The organism is Rugamonas violacea (assembly GCF_016461825.1).
In the GTDB taxonomy this organism is placed as follows: domain Bacteria; phylum Pseudomonadota; class Gammaproteobacteria; order Burkholderiales; family Burkholderiaceae_D; genus Rugamonas.
In genome coordinates this window covers 45,931-60,693 of record NZ_JAEMNU010000123.1, presented here as the reverse complement: position 1 = coordinate 60,693, position 14,763 = coordinate 45,931, and the positions used below count along the sequence as shown (strand labels likewise).

Here is a 14,763-nt window from a genome sequence, read left to right as displayed (position 1 = left end):
TGCCCAGCGAATTTATGCCGGCCGGCAGCTGCCGGCGCCGCAGAAAAGTAAACGCCGCAGCAAACGCCAAAGCAAACGGGCCGCTGATCGGCGGCCCGTTGGGTGCATCGCTGCGTGGGGATTGACTACTTGGCGGCCTTGGCGGCCGCTGCCTCCGGCGCCTGGTCGACCAGCGCGGCGGCCTTGGCGATTTGCGCCTCGACCGCCTCGACGGCCTGCTTGGTGGCCTTGGTCACCTGCTCGTAGCCGTTGAAGGCGTTGTCGATGGCCGATTTGACGATCTGCACGGCGTTTTCCGAGCCGGGACGCACGTTCTTGGTGACGTCGTAGATCAGCGCGCTCAGATTGCTCTTGGCCTCGGCGATGTGGGCGTCGGCGGCGCGGGTGAATTCCTCACGGATGTCGGCGATGATGACGCCGAGCTGTTGGTTGTAGGCGGCCGCGTTGGCAAGGCCGGGTTTGGCTTGGGCCTGGGCGACGGCCAGCGCCGCCTTCGGGTCCGGCGCCTGGCTGATCTCCTTGCCGGCGGCCAGGCCGCCCTCGACGTTCGATTTGGCGGTGGCCAGGTTCAAGGCGACGACCTGTTCGACGCCCTGCACGGCCTTGCTGGTCAGGGTGTTAAAAGTTTCCAGTTGGAATTCAAATAAGGCTTTGGTGGCATTGGCAAACTGTTCGGGATTGGTGAACATAGAATCTCCTCGTTGTGATGGGATGAACTAGTACTTCCTTCAAGTCGTGCAAGTGTGCTGCAAAAGCGCCGGGCTGGCCCGTGTTGTGGTGGCCCCATTATTTAGCAAGTGATGGCTTTTCGCAATGGCTATCTCGATAGGGACCGGCGGCGATCTCCCAACCGGGGCCGAGCGGGGTCTGGTGGCAAACGCGCGCGCCGTCGACCTTGCTGCGCCAGATGTACCAGGGCGCCGGGCCGGCCAACAGGCTGGCGCAATACAGGCCCAGGCCCAGCGCGACGGCCAGGCGGGCCGGCCGCCGGCCGCCGCCGTGGCTGGGCTTGGCGGCGGCGGCGGCGGCGGCGAGGGAGGAGGTGGTGCGGCGCGGCGGTTGGCGGGTGTGCATGCGGGCTCTCACGGCAGTTGCAGGGCGCAGACCTGGTTGCGGCCCGCCTTTTTCGCAGCGTACAGCAAATTGTCGGCGCTGGCGATCATGCCGTGGTGGGCCGCCGGGTTGGCCGAGCTGGCGAAGTCGACGCTGGCCACGCCGAAGCTGGCGGTGGCGCGGATCAGCTGCTGCTTGTGGGCGATCGGCGTGGCGGCCAGCGCCTGGCGCAGGCGCTCGGCCAGCAACACGCCGCCGCGCAGGTCGGTCTCCGGCAGCACCAGCAGGAACTCCTCGCCGCCGTAGCGCACCACGCCGTCGATGCCCTCGCGCGTCATGCTGCGCAGCAGCTCGGCGAACATCACCAGCACGGCGTCGCCGCCGTGGTGGCCGTGGTTGTCGTTGATCGCCTTGAAATGGTCGAGGTCGCACATGATGACCGTCAGGCTCAGCTTGTAGCGCTGGGCCCGCGCCAGTTCGTTCTCCAGCAGCTGCTCGTGCAGGTGGCGGCGGTTGTAGCAGCCGGTCAGGTGGTCGCGGATCGACTGGTCGCGCAGCACGCAGCGGCTGGCGTACTCGTCGCGCCACAGGCGCTGGTAGCGCAGCGCCGCCACATAGCCGAACACGTTGGCCAGCAGCAGCAAGGTGGCCATGGTGCCCAGTTCGACGGCCGACAGCGGCGCGCGCCACCAGGCCAGCGCGATGAAGCCCAGCGTGCTGCCCAGCGCCACGGCGACGGCGTACAGCAGGCGGTTCGGGATGTAGATGTAGAGCACGGTGACCAGGATGCTCATGGTGATGGCGTGCAGCAGGAATTCGCTCGGCCGCAGCGCGGCGATCAGCAGGATGCCGGCGCTGCCGGCGACGCTGGCGGCGCTGGCGGCCAGCCGGCTGACCTTGATGGAGCGGGGCCGGCGGCGCAGCAGCCACAGGCAGCCCAGCCCGCACAGCACCACCGCCGCGCGCACCGTCAGCAGGGCCGGCGTGTGCTGCTGGGCGCCGATCCAGGCCAGGTCGGTGACGGCGAAACCGAGGTAGAAGACGGCGCAGAACAGCAGGGCCAGGCGCAATTGGCGCTGGGTCTGCGCCAGTTGCTCGCCGAGGAAGGCGCGCTCGGTGGCGCCGTGGCGGAATTCGGCGCTCAACGGCGCCACTTGCCAGCAATCGGACTCGACAGGGGGCAGGCTCAAAGCGTGTTCTCCATCCGCGACGCGGCTCAGCGCGGCGCGCTGGCCGGCAGCGACAGCGTGAAGCGGCTGCCCTGGCCGGGCGCGCTGTCGACGTCGATGCGGCCGCCCAGCACGCCGGTGACGATGTTGTGGGTGATGTACAGGCCCAGGCCGGAACCGCCCGAGCCGAGCCGGGTGGTGAAGAAGGGGTCGTAGATGCGTGTCAGGTGTTCGGCCGCGATGCCGCCGCCGTTGTCGCCCAGCGCCAGGGCGATGTCGTCGCCGACGCGGCGCGCCCGCACGCTGACGACGCCGTCGTCGCGCCCGGCCAGGCCGTGCACCAGGCTGTTTTCGAACAGATTGGCGACGGCTTGTTCGAGCGGGCCGGGATAGCTGTCGAGCTCCAGTCCGGCCTCGATGTCGAGTTCGAGCCGCAGCGGGCCGGCATGGCCGGCCTTCAATTGCGACAGCAGCTCGGGCAGCATCTGGTCGAGCTGGAAGCGGCAGCGCTGCGAGCCGGCCGAATCGACGGCGATGCGCTTGAAGCTGGCCACCAGGTCGGCGGCGCGGCGCAGATTGCGCACCATCACCTCGTCGGCTTCGGCCGCTTGCGCCAGGTAGCCCTCCAGCGCGGAGCGGCGCAGGCCGGCGGCCAGGCCGGCGCGCATTTCGGCGGTGCGCTCGCTGATGCTGGTGGCCATCATCAGGCTGTTGCCGATCGGCGTGTTCAATTCGTGGGCGACGCCGGCCACCAGCGTGCCCAGCGCGGCCAGCTTGTCGCGCCGCACCAGTTCGTCGCGCGTGCGGCCCAGGTTTTCCAGCGCCGCGCTGAGCTCCTCGTTGGCCAGGCGCAGCTCGGCCGTGCGGGCCGCCACCAGCTCTTCCAGGTGCTCGCGATGGCGCAGCAATTCCCGCTCGCGCCGCGTGCCGGCGATGGCGATGCCGGCCAGGTGGCTGGCGACGTCGATCAGGCGGCGTTCCTCGCTGGTCGGGCTGCGCACCTCGGTGTAGTACATGGCGAAGGAACCGAACACGTGGTCCTGTTCGAAGATGATGGGCGTCGACCAGCAGGCGCGCAGGCCGTGCTCGCCGGCCATGGCCCGGTAGGGCGCCCACAGCGGATCGTTCAGGATGTCCGCCACCACCACCGTCTCCTTGCGGTACATCGAGGTGCCGCAGGAGCCGACCGCCGGGCCGATCGCCAGCCCTTCGAAGGCGTGCAGGTAGGCGGGCGGCAGGCTGGCGCCGGCGCCGGCCTGCATGCTGACGCCGTCGTCGGCCAGCAGCATCACCGCGCACAGCACGCCGTCCGACTGCGCCTCGATCAGGTGGATCAGTTGGTCGAGCGTGGCCGTCAGCGGCGCGCCGCGGGCGATCATTTCGAGCAGCGCGTTCTGGCCCTGGCGCAGCGCCTCGGCGCGCGTGCGGCTGGAAATGTCGATCACGCGCACATGCATCAACTGGCGCTCGGCCTGGTCCAGCGCCACCATGCGCATTTCGCAGTTCAGCAGGCGCCCGTCGCGGTGCTGGAAAGTGACGGCGAACATGCGGATGTCGCCGGCCTGCACCTGGGCCATTTGCGCCGCCAGCGCCGCCGCCGAGGCGCGCCCGTCCGGTTGCCGCCGGGGGCACAGGTCGAGCAGGTTGGCCTGCAGCAGCTCGGCCTCGCTGCGGCCGAACAGGCGGCAAGCGTTGCGGTTGACGTCGATCAGCCGGTTCTGTTCCAGGTCCAGCAGCAGCACGATGTCGGGCGAGCTGGCCAGCATGGCGTGGTAGTTGACGCTCAGCTCGGCCAGGCAGGGATCGGGCGGCGCCGGCGTGTCGCTCAGCACGCCGAGCTCGTGCAGCACGCGGCGCGCCAGTTCGGCCGGCCGCAGCGGCAGGGTGATGTAGGCGGCGGCGCCGGCCTGCGTGGCGCGCAGTTGTTCGTCGTCGCTGGGCGTGGCCGACAGCAAAAAAACCGGCATGGGGCGGGCGCTGAGCGCCGTCAGGCGGCGGCACAGTTCGAAACCGGCGCTGCCGGCCAGCGCCACGTCGAGCAGCGTCAGGGCGATGCCGCCGGCCGCCACCGCCTGCAACGCGCTATCGCCCTTGCTGACCGACTGCACTTGGAAACTATATCGAGAAAGCAATTGTTGCAAGGCGGCTAAGTCAAAGGCGGAGCCAGTGGCGATCAGGATGGTCTGCGGCGGACGGGAGAGCGGTGGCGTCATGTCGGCAAAGTGTCTGGGGCAGCGGTGAACCCAGTGTATTACAAGATCGCCCCGGCCAGCCCTTCGCCGGGCCGGCGGGGGGCAAATTAGGCCGCCGCTGTCTGTTTCCCGCCCGCCGGCTCGGCTTGCCGGCGGGCCGCCTCGATGCGCGGATAGCTCTGCTCGATCCAGTCGACCAGGGCGGCCAGCCGTTCGGCCGCCTCGCGCCCCAGCGCCGTCAGGCTGTATTCGACGTGGGGCGGAATCACCTGGTGGTCGAGGCGCCGCACGAAGCCGTCGCCGACCAGGCCGTCGAGGGTTTGCGCCAGCATTTTTTCGCTGACGCCGCCGACGGCGCGGCGCAACTGGCTGAAGCGCCGGCTGCCGTCGGCCAGCAGCACCACCATGATGAGGGTGCCCCAGCGGCTGGTCAAATGGCTGAGCACGGCGCGCGAGGGGCAGTTGGCCGCCGTCAGCCGGGCGGCGAAATCGTCGATCTCGGCGTTGGCGGCGATGGTGGCGCGCAGGGTCTTGCCCGGTTGCGCGGGCCGCTGCGGGTCGTTCTGGTCGCTCTGGTCGGGTGGTTCGTGTTGCTCGTGCTGGTCGCGATTCATGGGTTTCTCCATACTTACCAAAATGTGCGTACTTACAATTTGTTAGTGTCGGTCCTATTATACGGTTCTCCCCACCACACATAGAGGATTTCCATGATCGTCATCACAGGCGCCACCGGCCAACTGGGCCAATTGATCGTCGCCGGCTTGCTCAAGTCGGTGCCGCCATCGCAGATCGTCGCCGCCGTGCGCGACGTCGGCAAGGCCGGCGCGCTGGCCGCGTTGGGCGTGCAGGTGCGCCACGCCGACTACGACGTGCCGGCCACGCTGGACGCCGCCTTCCACGGCGCCGGCAAGGTGCTGCTGATTTCGTCGAACGCCGTGGGGCAGCGCGTCGCCCAGCACCGCAACGTCGTCGACGCCGCCGTGCGCGCCGGCGCCGGCCTGCTGGCCTACACCAGCGTGCTGCACGCCGACAGTTCCGCACTGGGACTGGCGGCCGAGCACCGCGAGACGGAAGCGGCCGTGCGCGCCAGCGGTTTGCCTTACACCTTGCTGCGCAACGGCTGGTATATGGAGAATTACACGGGTGGTCTGGGCACCGCGCTGGAGCACGGCGCCTTGCTGGGCGGCGCGGGCGCGGGCCGCATCGCGGCGGCGGCGCGGGCCGATTACGCGGCGGCGGCCGTGGCCGTGCTGCTGAGCGAAACGGCGCCGCAAGCGATTTATGAGTTGGCCGGCGACAGCGCCTTCACGTTGACCGAACTGGCGGCGGAGCTGGCGCGCCAAAGCGGCAAGCCGGTGGCCTATAACGATCTGCCCGAAGCGGCCTACCGCGAAGCGCTGCTTGGCTTTGGCCTGCCGGCGCCGCTGGCGGCGCTGATCGCCGATTCGGACGCCGCCGCCGCGCAAGGCGCGCTGGACGACAGCAGTGGCAGCCTGGGCAAACTGATCGGCCGTCCGACGACGACGCTGGCCCAAGCGGTGCGCAGCGCGCTGCCGGCATAGCGGCAAGCGGGGAGGGCGGCAGCCGGCGGCGGATTCTGTCGGCCGCCGCCCTCTACACGCTGCCGCGCTTTTCGATCACCAGCACCCTGGCCTGGCCGCGTGGATGGGCGCTGTGGGCGTCCCCCACGTCGGCGAAGAACAGGTCGCCGGCCTGCAGCGTCACCAGCTGTTCACGCTCGTCGGCGCGGTAATGCATGTCGACGCAGCCATCGAGCACGGCAAACACTTCCTCGCCGTCGTTGACATGCCATGGATAGGGCTGGTCGCTCCAGTGCAGGCGCACCGTGGCGTCGGCGATGGCGGCGATGAGGTCGGCGCCCCAGGCGCGCGACGCCGTGAAGTCCTTGCTGCGCACGACTCTCAAGCTTCGTTCCAGTCGTATTCCATCTGCCGCGCGGTGCGCAGCGCCAGTTCGCGCCCGGCCAGCCGCTCGACCAGGTGCAGCGACATGTCCATGCCGGCCGAAATGCCGCCCGAGGTGACGGTGCGGCCGTTGTCGATCCAGCGCCGCTGCGGCTGCACGTGCAGCTGCGGGAACATGGCGCGCAGATCGTCGATGTCGGCCCAGTGCGTGGTGACGTCCTGCCCGTCCAGCAGGCCCGCCTGGGCCAGCAGGAAGGCGCCGGTGCACACCGACGCCACCAGCTCGCAAGCGTCGGCCCTGGCGGCGATCCATTGCGCCACGGCCGGCTTGGCCAGTTCCGCCGTCACCACGCCGCCGGGGACGATCAGCACGTCGATCTTGCCGGCGTCGGCGAAATGCGCTTCCGGCATCACGCTCAAGCCGGCGCGGGCGCGCAGCATGGCCGGCGTCTGGCCGATCGTTTTGACGCGGAACGGCGGCGGCGCATCCGGCGCGATCTTGCCGCTGACCCGCGTGGCGCAGGTGAACACTTCGTAAGGACCGGCGAAATCGAGAACCTCGACGTCGTCGAAAACAAAGATACCGATGGTGCGTGTCATGTGGACTCCTGTGGTTGAGGAGTCCATCATGGCAGCGCCGGCGTTGACACAAATGACATTCATGGTGGAATATCTGCCAATATGAATTCAACTGCCATGATCGATGTGTGGGTGCTGGTGTTCCCCGGCTTCGTGCTGCTGGACGCCACCGGACCGGCGCAGGTTTTTTCCACCGCCAACGACGAGGCGCGCGACGCCGGCCGGCCGGAACCGTATCGCATCCACATGATCTCGCCCGACGGCGGCGCCGTGCCGTCATCGTCCGGCATCAGCGTGCTGACGGCGCCGCTGCCACGCCGCCGGCTCGACGGCGCCACGTTGATCGTCTCCGGCGGCCGGGGCATGGAACTGGCGACGGCGCCACTCGATGCCGCCGCCCTGCGCTGGATCGCCCGCGCCGCCGCCGCCGTGGCGCGCTGCTGCGCCGTCTGCACCGGCGCCTTCGCGCTGGCGCGCGCCGGCCTGCTGGCGCATCGCCGCGCCGTCACCCACTGGCAGGACGTGGCGCAGTTGCGGGCGCAATACCCCAGCGTGCTGGTGCAGGACGACGCGATCTACATGAAGGACGGCCCCATCTACACCTCGGCCGGCATCACGGCCGGCATGGATCTGGCGCTCAGCCTGGTGGAAGAAGACCAGGGCCGCGCCGCCGCGCTCGGCGTCGCCAAGCGCATGGTGATGTTCCTCAAGCGGCCCGGCGGGCAGCGCCAGTTCAGTTCCGAACTGCTGGCGCAGGCCGAGCCGCAAGGTTTGCACGGCCGGCTGACGCAGTGGCTGCGGCCGCGCCTGAAGCTGCATATCGACGTCGAGCAGATGGCCGCCGCCTTCGCGCTGTCGGTGCGCACGCTGCACCGCAAGCTGCAGCAGGAAACCGGCGGCACGCCGGCGCAATTGCTGCTGCAGCTGCGCATGGAGGTGGCCTGCGAACTGCTGGAGCGGCCGGGCATGACGGTCAAGCGGGCCGCCGACCAGAGCGGCTTCGGCAGCGAGTACAACCTGCGCCGCGCGTTCGGCGCGCATCTGGGCGTGATGCCCAGCGAATACCGCGAGCGCTTCGGCTGAGTGGAAAAGCGCGGGAGGGAAGCGGGCGCTGCGGCTGAGTGGAAATGCGCGAGGGAAGCGGGCGCGTCGTTCTCGGCGCCAGAATGAAAAAAGCCGCAGACTCGTGAAAGTCTGCGGCTTTTTTGCGTATTCGGTAGAGTGGTGCCCACGGAGGGACTCGAACCCCCACACCTTGCGGCACATGGACCTGAACCATGCGCGTCTACCAATTCCGCCACGTGGGCACTGAACTGCTTGCTGCTCCCTGCTGCGTATTCTGCAACAGAGGACAGCATCTTAAGGGCCGGTCGCCATACCGTCAAGGGTGAAATGGTTCTTTTGTGAAAGAATTTCATTCTGCTTGAATCGGTGAATCGGTGAATCGGTGAATCGTCTAAGCGGCGCGGCAATGAAAAAAGCCGCAGACTGGTGAAAGTCTGCGGCTTTTTTGCGTATTCGGTAGAGTGGTGCCCACGGAGGGACTCGAACCCCCACACCTTGCGGCACATGGACCTGAACCATGCGCGTCTACCAATTCCGCCACGTGGGCACTGAACTGCTTGCTACTCTCCGCTGCGTATTCTGCAACAGAGGACAGCATCTTAAGGGCTGCTCAGCATGGCGTCAATAGCGGATCGCTAGTTTTCGGAAAAACTTGCTACCTGCCAATTTGCAGCGGCACTTTGCCTTGCCAGCACACCGGCGGCGCGGAAATGACAAAAGCCGCAGACTGTTGCCAGTCTGCGGCTTTCATTTCCTGCCAATCCGGTAGTGGTGCCCACGGAGGGACTCGAACCCCCACACCTTGCGGCACATGGACCTGAACCATGCGCGTCTACCAATTCCGCCACGTGGGCACTGCGGGTTGTCTATTGTTCCGACAACGTTGCAACGGGGCGTATCTTACTAAGCCGAACCATGGCCGTCAATGTTGAATTTGGGTCACTTCGAAAAACCAGCAAATTGTCGTTCCCGCGCAGGCGGGAACCCATGCTGAGTCAATGGACATGCGGGGTATGGATTCCCGCCCGCGCGGCGGTCCGCCGATGCCGAATGACGGTTTTTCGAGGGACCCTTTGATTTGCCGCAATATTTGTCGCGGCGGGAAATGACAAAAGCCGCAGACTGTCGCCAGTCTGCGGCTTTCATTTCCTGCTTATCCGGTAGTGGTGCCCACGGAGGGACTCGAACCCCCACACCTTGCGGCACATGGACCTGAACCATGCGCGTCTACCAATTCCGCCACGTGGGCACTGCGGGTCGTCTACTGTTCCGACAACGTTGCAACGGGGCGGATCATACTAAGCCGGGCCGCCGCCGTCAATGGCGAATTTGCTCAGTCGATGGACCAGGCGTAAATGATATTGGTCCAGGTTGGCTCGGCCAGGGCGTCGCCGCTGGCCGGCTTGAATTTGCACAGCGAAAGCGCCTTGCGCGCGGCCTTGTCGAGCTCGGGGAAACCGCTCGACTTCTGCACTTTCGATTCGATGACCCGTCCGTCGCCGCCAACCAGCAGGGCCAGTTGTACCGTGCCGGACTCGCCGTTCCTGTAGGAATTGGTCGGATAGGGTGGCGCGGCGCAGGCGCGCGCATCGGCCAGCATGGCGGTGCGCGACGCTTGGCCGGCGCTGGCCGGATTCGCGCCGGCCACCGCCGCGCCGGACGGGTTCGCCGTGGCGACCGGTTTGCTCTCGCCGCGCGCCGCTTCGGCCACCGCCGGCTTGTCGCTCTCTTCGCGCAAGCGCGCCGATTCGGCTGGCGCCGGCACTTTGGCCGTCGGCGCGGCTGGCGCCGGCACGGCGCTTTCCCTGCCAGCGTCGGCCGCCTGGGGCGAGGAGCGGGAGGCGGGGCTGTGCGGCGTCGGCGGCTGCGCGGGCGCCGGCGCGTCGAGCTTGTGCAAGCCGAAGCCCATGCTCTTCAGCATGGCGGTCAGGCGCTCGTACTCGGACGCCTTGCCGCTGGGGGCGGGCGCGGCAGGCACCTTTGGCGCGCTCGATGGCGTCGACGGTTCCACCGCGACCGGCTTGCCGGCGCTGCCATTCGACGTCGCCACCTCGGCCGTCGTCCCGGCGGCGGCAGGCGAGCCCTGGTCCGGCTTGGCGGCGGCAAGCACCGTCGTTTCAATGCGCAGCGCCGATTGATTTTCCTGCCAGGCCACATAGATGACGACGCTCAAGACCAGGGACAAACTTCCGATGAGCGCGCCGACAACGCGCAGGTTTCGGCCTTGCTTGTGATCGCCGAACAGCCGGAACCAGACATCGGCCTGGTTGGCGGCTTGGCCATCGGCGGGACGGGGTGCTTGGCGGGGTGGGGCGCCGGCGTTGCCGCCTTCGCGCCCCTCTTGAGCGTCATGGCGCCCTTCACGGGCATGCCAGCCGTGGATGATCTGCAGGTCATACAGTTCCCGTTGGTCCGGATCGGACAGCACGCTGTACGCCGTGTTCAAGCGCGCCATCATTTGCGCCGCATCCTGGTCGCCACTGTTTTTATCGGGGTGGTGTTTTTGCGATAGTGAGCGGTAGGCCGCGCGAATCACCTCGGCGGGAGCGTCCCGGGTGACGTTGAGACTGTCGTAGTGGCTGTGCAATTTTGTCATCGGAAATGGCGCTGTATTGACTGCGGGCGATCGTGGGTTGAGGAAACTTGTCGACGGTACGAGATAGTATATTGAATTCATGGCAAGACAATGCATCCCGGATGGCCGCCAGAAAAGAATGAGCTAAAAACAACAAAAATGGACATGCTGCATGTTCCGCGGCCACACGCGCGGCGTTGGTCGTTGGGCGTGTGGTGTCGGCGTCGGCGTCGCCGGCCCATGGCTGGGGAGGCGCTGGGGGAGGCGCTGCTGGAGGGGGAGGAGGGCGCGGCAATGAAAAAAGCCGCAGACTCGTGAAAGTCTGCGGCTTTTTTACTTATTCGGTAGATGGTGCCCACGGAGGGACTCGAACCCCCACACCTTGCGGCACATGGACCTGAACCATGCGCGTCTACCAATTCCGCCACGTGGGCACTGATGCTGCTCAACAACTTCTGCTATTATAGCGTTTTGGAGAGTCTTGCGCCAGATGAGCTTTCGCTCCTTACTGCACATTAACCCTGTCTTACGCTTCCCGCCTTGACGCTGTTTTTCAACGTTGTCGCTGCGAGAGACCAGAATTATAGAGGAATCGCCGACGTTGTCAAAGCCGTTTTGTGAATTTCTTTCAAAACCCGCCGGCGGGCATGCTGCGTTAGGTAAAGAACCCCGAATCCAAGTACACTACGGCCTATCACCGTGTCAATATATTGACGGTGGCAGTTTTCAGGCCGGAACTTCCATTTGATCACTGTCAATAATAACTATAGAAATACTTTTGAACCAATCTACCCACACCATTCCCAGCCGGGAGGAAATTCTCGGTATCTTCCGCAGCGCCAAGGCGCCGCTCGACTTGCGCGCCCTCGCGAAGTCCCTCAAAGTAGGCACCGAAGCGCAGACCGTGCTGTCGCGCCGGCTCAACGCGATGGAACGCGACGGCCAGCTGAAATCGGATGACACGGGGCACTTCGTGCTGGCCGAGCAGACCGGCTTCGTGGCCGGCCGCGTCAGCAGCCACCGCGACGGCTTCGGCTTCGTCATCCCGGACGAGCCGGGCGACGACCTGTTCCTGCCGGAAAAAGAAATGCAGAAAGTGCTGCATGGCGACCGCGTGCTGGCCAAGGTGGTCGGCGTCGACCGTCGCGGCCGTCCGGAAGGCACCATCGTCGAGGTGGTCAGCCGCGCCAACACCCACATCATCGGCCGCCTGCTCAATGAGAACGGGGTCTGGGTCGTGGCGCCGGAAGACAAGCGCATCGCCCAGGACATCCTGATCAGCGGCGGCGTCGGCAAGGCCAAGTCGGGCCAGATCGTCAGCGTCGAGCTGACCGAGCAACCGATGCGCTTCAAGCAGCCGGTCGGCAAGATTTCCGAAGTGCTGGGTTCGCTGGACGACCCCGGCATGGAGATCGAGATCGCCGTGCGCAAATTCAACGTGCCGCACATCTTCTCGGACGCCGCGCTGAAACAGGCCGCCAAGCTGCCCGACGTGGTGCGCGAGTCCGACCTGGGCGAGCGGGTCGACCTGCGCGACGTGCCGATGGTCACCATCGACGGCGAAGACGCGCGCGATTTCGACGACGCGGTGTACTGCGAGCCGGTCAAGATCGGCCGCAGCAACGCCTTCCGTCTGATCGTCGCCATCGCCGACGTCAGCCATTACGTCAAGCCGAACGACGCGCTCGACACCGACGCGCTCGAACGCAGCACCTCGGTCTACTTCCCGCGCCGGGTCATTCCGATGCTGCCGGAAAAACTCTCCAACGGCCTGTGCTCGCTGAACCCGGCGGTCGACCGCATGACCCTGGTGTGCGACGCCGTCATCACCGCCAAGGGCGAGATCAAGGCCTACCAGTTCTACCCGGCCGTGATCCACTCGGCCGCGCGGCTGACCTACAGCGAAGTGGCCGACATCCTCGGCAACACCAAGGGACCGGAGGCCAAGCGCCGCCAGGCCATCGTGCCGCACCTGCAGAATTTGTACGACGTCTACCAGGCGCTGTTGAAGGCGCGCACCGAACGCGGCGCGATCGACTTCGAGACCACCGAGACCTACATCGTCTGCAACCCGTCGGGCAAGATCGAGAAGATCATCCCGCGCACGCGCAACGACGCCCACCGCCTGATCGAGGAATGCATGCTGACGGCCAACGTCTGCGCCGCCGACCTGCTGATCCGCAACAAGCATCCCGGCACCTACCGCATCCACGCCAGCCCGACCAAGGAAAAGCTGACCCAGGTGCGCACCTTCCTCAAGCAGGTCGGCCTGAACCTGAACGGCGGCGACAAGCCGACGGCGGGCGATTACGCCGAGCTGATGAAGAAGGTCAAGGAGCGCCCGGACGCCGGCCTGCTGCAAACCATGCTGCTGCGTTCGATGCAGCAAGCCGTCTACAGCCCGGACAACATCGGCCACTTCGGCCTGGCGTATGAGGCGTATGCCCACTTCACCAGCCCGATCCGCCGCTATCCCGACCTGCTGACCCACCGCGCCATCAAGGCCATCCTGCTGGGCAAGAAGTACGAGCCCAAGGTGGCCGCCACGAGCGTGCTCAACACCAATGTCTCGAACGCCACGCGCAAGCAGCAGGCCAAGGACAAGGCCGAGGGCAAAGAGAAGAAGTCGGCCGACCTGACCGTCTGGGACGCCCTCGGCGTGCACTGCTCGGCCAACGAGCGGCGCGCCGACGAGGCCTCGCGCGACGTCGAAGCCTGGCTCAAGTGCTACTTCATGCAGGACAAGCTGGGCGAGGAGTTCACCGGCATCATCACCGGCGTGACCACCTTCGGCATCTTCGTGCAATTGGACAGCCTGTTCGTCGAGGGCCTGGTGCACGTCACCGACCTGGGCGCCGACTACTTCCAGTACGACGACGCCCGCCACGAACTGCGCGGCGACCGCACCGGCAAGCGCTACCAGCTGACCGACCGCGTCACCGTGCAGGTCACCCGCGTCGACCTGGAAATGCGCAAGATCGACCTGCGTCTGGCCGGCGAGCCGGTGGCGGCGCCGAAAGGTCCGCGCGGCAAGGGCGGCGCCGAAGTCGACGAGCCGGTCGGTGGCGGTCGCGGCCGCAACGGCAAGAACAGCAACGGTTCCGGCCGGACCAATATCAAGCCGGGTCCGCAGACCCAGTCGCGCCACGAAATCAAGACCAGCCAGCCGCAGGCCCAGCCGGCGCCGGCCCAGCCCGCGCCGGCCGCCAAGGCCAAGGCCGGGGCCGGTTCCAAAGCCAAGGCCGTGCCCAAGGCGCCGGCCAAGAGCGTGGCCAAGGCCGACGGCGGCCGCAAGTCAAATGCCGCGGCGGGTGCCGCGGTAGCACCCCGAGCAGCGAAGCCTGTCTCAAAATCTGGTAAGAAGAAGCGATAAATGAAGAATAAAATGATTTTTGGTTTCCATGCGGTGACCTCGCGTTTGCGTCATGAGGCCTCGTCGGTGGAAGAAATTTTCATCGATGCGACCCGTAGCGACCGCCGCATGCAGGATCTGGTGGCCAACGCCAAGACCCTGGGCGTGCGCGTCATGCCGGTCGACTCCTCGCGTCTGGACAAGATCGTCGGCACCCGCCGCCACCAGGGCGTGATCGCCTTCGCCTCCGAACTGGCGCTGGCGCGCAACCTCGACGAGCTGCTCGACGCCATCGACGGCCCGCCGCTGCTGCTGGTCCTCGACGGCATCACCGATCCGCACAACCTGGGCGCCTGCCTGCGCGTCGCCGACGGTGTCGGCGCCCACGCCGTCATCGTGCCGAAGGACCGCGCCGTCGGCCTCAACGCCACCGCCGCCAAGGTCGCCAGCGGCGCCGCCGAGACGGTGCCCTACATCACCGTGACGAATCTGGCGCGCACCCTGCGCGACCTGAAGGACCGCGACATCTGGCTGATCGGCACTTCCGACGACGGCGACAAAGGCCTGTACGAAGCCGACTTCACCGGCCCGACCGCCCTGGTCATGGGTTCGGAAGGCGAGGGCATGCGCCGCCTGACCCGCGAGACCTGCGACATGCTGGTCAGCATTCCGATGTTCGGTTCGGTCGAAAGCCTGAACGTCTCGGTCGCCTCCGGCGTCTGTCTGTACGAAGCGCGCCGCCAGCGCATGGCCAAAGAAGGCTAAGGCCAGCCCCGCCGCGCCGGCTCCCGGCCGGCTTGCCGCTGACTTGAACCCACCCCAGCGGCGTGAACCTGGGGTCGGACCCGGCGGG

12 protein-coding genes and 5 tRNA genes are annotated in these 14,763 nt (G+C 66.8%); 4 read left to right on the top strand and 13 right to left on the bottom strand.

Going from position 1 to position 14,763, the window contains the following annotated elements:
* Positions 1-125 precede the first annotated feature (125 nt).
* The 5 genes from H7U20_RS22500 to H7U20_RS22480 all read right to left on the bottom strand — a co-directional run bounded on the left by H7U20_RS22500 (position 126) and on the right by H7U20_RS22480 (position 5,028).
* Entirely contained in the window at positions 126-689 is a 564-nt protein-coding gene (locus tag H7U20_RS22500; protein WP_199761374.1) for a phasin family protein, read from the bottom strand.
* Between the two features lie 97 nt (positions 690-786).
* On the bottom strand, positions 787-1,074 hold the full coding sequence (locus H7U20_RS22495) for a hypothetical protein (protein WP_370593220.1): 288 nt from the start codon (positions 1,072-1,074) through the stop codon (positions 787-789).
* Positions 1,075-1,082: 8 nt separating this feature from the next.
* Positions 1,083-2,243, bottom strand: coding sequence for a GGDEF domain-containing protein (locus H7U20_RS22490; RefSeq protein ID WP_233410993.1), 1,161 nt, complete (start codon positions 2,241-2,243; stop codon positions 1,083-1,085).
* A gap of 26 nt (positions 2,244-2,269) precedes the next feature.
* Entirely contained in the window at positions 2,270-4,435 is a 2,166-nt protein-coding gene (locus tag H7U20_RS22485) for an ATP-binding protein (RefSeq protein WP_199761373.1), read from the bottom strand.
* Positions 4,436-4,521: 86 nt separating this feature from the next.
* Positions 4,522-5,028, bottom strand: a complete 507-nt coding sequence (locus H7U20_RS22480) for a winged helix-turn-helix transcriptional regulator (protein ID WP_199761372.1) — start codon at positions 5,026-5,028, stop codon at positions 4,522-4,524.
* A 93-nt stretch (positions 5,029-5,121) separates the two neighbouring features.
* On the opposite strand from H7U20_RS22480, the gene H7U20_RS22475 reads away from it, so the two are divergent.
* Positions 5,122-5,976, top strand: coding sequence for an SDR family oxidoreductase (locus H7U20_RS22475; RefSeq protein WP_199761371.1), 855 nt, complete (start codon positions 5,122-5,124; stop codon positions 5,974-5,976).
* A gap of 52 nt (positions 5,977-6,028) precedes the next feature.
* Here H7U20_RS22475 and H7U20_RS22470 read toward each other — a convergent pair whose 3' ends face one another.
* Positions 6,029-6,340, bottom strand: coding sequence for a cupin domain-containing protein (locus tag H7U20_RS22470; protein ID WP_199761370.1), 312 nt, complete (start codon positions 6,338-6,340; stop codon positions 6,029-6,031).
* Complete coding sequence (locus H7U20_RS22465; protein ID WP_199761369.1) at positions 6,337-6,939, bottom strand: DJ-1/PfpI family protein; 603 nt, start codon at positions 6,937-6,939, stop codon at positions 6,337-6,339. Before H7U20_RS22465 ends, H7U20_RS22470 begins: the two co-directional genes overlap by 4 nt.
* A gap of 81 nt (positions 6,940-7,020) precedes the next feature.
* On the opposite strand from H7U20_RS22465, the gene H7U20_RS22460 reads away from it, so the two are divergent.
* Positions 7,021-8,001, top strand: coding sequence for a GlxA family transcriptional regulator (locus H7U20_RS22460; protein ID WP_233410992.1), 981 nt, complete (start codon positions 7,021-7,023; stop codon positions 7,999-8,001).
* 139 nt (positions 8,002-8,140) lie between these two features.
* Here H7U20_RS22460 and H7U20_RS22455 read toward each other — a convergent pair.
* From H7U20_RS22455 to H7U20_RS22430, 6 genes are all read right to left on the bottom strand, one after another.
* A tRNA-Leu gene (locus H7U20_RS22455) sits at positions 8,141-8,225 on the bottom strand.
* 220 nt (positions 8,226-8,445) lie between these two features.
* Positions 8,446-8,530 (bottom strand) — tRNA-Leu (locus H7U20_RS22450).
* 222 nt (positions 8,531-8,752) lie between these two features.
* Positions 8,753-8,837 (bottom strand) — tRNA-Leu (locus H7U20_RS22445).
* 310 nt (positions 8,838-9,147) lie between these two features.
* A tRNA-Leu gene (locus tag H7U20_RS22440) sits at positions 9,148-9,232 on the bottom strand.
* An 84-nt stretch (positions 9,233-9,316) separates the two neighbouring features.
* Positions 9,317-10,579, bottom strand: coding sequence for a TonB family protein (locus tag H7U20_RS22435; RefSeq protein ID WP_199761578.1), 1,263 nt, complete (start codon positions 10,577-10,579; stop codon positions 9,317-9,319).
* 328 nt (positions 10,580-10,907) lie between these two features.
* Positions 10,908-10,992: transfer RNA gene (locus H7U20_RS22430), tRNA-Leu, on the bottom strand.
* 344 nt (positions 10,993-11,336) lie between these two features.
* On the opposite strand from H7U20_RS22430, the gene rnr reads away from it, so the two are divergent.
* Both rnr and rlmB read left to right on the top strand, forming a co-directional pair.
* Positions 11,337-13,931: a ribonuclease R gene (gene rnr, locus H7U20_RS22425; protein ID WP_199761368.1), complete on the top strand. Its 2,595-nt coding sequence runs from the start codon at positions 11,337-11,339 to the stop codon at positions 13,929-13,931.
* Positions 13,932-14,675: a 23S rRNA (guanosine(2251)-2'-O)-methyltransferase RlmB gene (rlmB, locus tag H7U20_RS22420; RefSeq protein WP_199761367.1), complete on the top strand. Its 744-nt coding sequence runs from the start codon at positions 13,932-13,934 to the stop codon at positions 14,673-14,675.
* Positions 14,676-14,763 lie beyond the last annotated feature (88 nt).